Source organism: Pseudomonas brassicae (assembly GCF_010671725.1).
Classification (GTDB): domain Bacteria; phylum Pseudomonadota; class Gammaproteobacteria; order Pseudomonadales; family Pseudomonadaceae; genus Aquipseudomonas; species Aquipseudomonas brassicae.
This window is the reverse complement of the sequence record NZ_JAAHBU010000634.1, coordinates 1-1,075: the sequence shown is the minus strand read 5'-3', so window position 1 is coordinate 1,075 and position 1,075 is coordinate 1. Positions and strand designations below refer to the sequence as shown.

General features: G+C 70.1%; 2 pseudogenes. One reads left to right on the top strand and one right to left on the bottom strand.

From position 1 onward, the window contains the following. Nucleotides 1-283: pseudogene (locus tag G3436_RS26820) on the bottom strand (precorrin-3B synthase); the annotation flags it as partial. A gap of 102 nt (nucleotides 284-385) precedes the next feature. On the opposite strand from G3436_RS26820, the pseudogene cbiE reads away from it, so the two are divergent. Then, nucleotides 386-1,075 (top strand): annotated as a pseudogene (cbiE, locus tag G3436_RS26815) (precorrin-6y C5,15-methyltransferase (decarboxylating) subunit CbiE); the annotation flags it as partial.

The window sequence follows — 1,075 nt, the reverse complement described above, 5'->3', positions numbered from 1 at the left end:
GGCCCAGGCCGGCATCCAGCAGGCACGCGATCAGCCCGGCGTGGTCGCTGCCGATGCCGCGGATCTGCAGGTTGCTGCGGTTGGTCACCTCGATCACGCCGCCAGCAAAGCGCTGCGCGGCCTCGGCCACCGCCTCGGCCTGCGCTGCGCTCAGGGTGCCGGCATCGAGCTTGATGCGCGAAATGCCGCCGTCCAGCGCCTGGACGATACGCCACAACCCCGGGCAGGCCGAGGGGCGAAGGGCAGGAGCCGGCAGCGGTTGGTTCAAGGGATCACCCGGCAATCGTCAAAAGGCGCTGGTAGCACAAAGGCGCGGTATTATGCCTGCTTTGTCCGCCGGCAGGATAAGCCTGCCGGTCGGATAGGCGAGTAAAAGAGGAACGGCATGGCGCCCTGGTTGACGGTAGTAGGTATTGGCGAAGACGGCTTCAACGGCCTCGGCAAACAGGCGCGACGCGCCCTGCTGCAGGCCGCGAAGGTGTTCGGCAGCCCGCGCCAGCTGGCCTTGCTGCCGCATTGCCTGACGGCCGAGCGGCTGGCCTGGCCAAGCCCGTTTGCCCTGGCCCCGGTACTGGCACTGCACGGTGAGGCGGTGTGCGTGCTGGCCAGCGGCGACCCGATGTTGTATGGCGTCGGCGCCAGCCTGGCGCGCCAACTGGAGGCCGCCGAGATGCAGATAATTCCCGCGCCGTCCTCCTGCTCGCTGGCCGCCGCCCGGCTGGGCTGGCCATTGCAGGACGTGGTCACGCTGTCGGTGGTGGCACGCCCGGTCGCCGCCCTCGCCGCCCACCTCTACAGCGGCCAGCGCCTGCTGGTGCTGAGCAATGATGGCGACAGCCCCGCCGCCATCGCCGCACTGCTGCGCGAGCGCGGCTTCGGCCCTAGCCGCCTGAGCGTGCTGGAGCACCTGGGTGGTACAGCCGAGCGCCGGATCGACGGCTCGCCGGAGCAGTGGAATCCAGGGGGATATTGCGCCGCTCAACGTGGTGGCGATCGACTGCCAGGCGGCGCCCGAGGCACCTCGCCTGTCGCCCCTGGCCGGCCTGCCGGACACCGCCTTTGCCCACGATGGCCA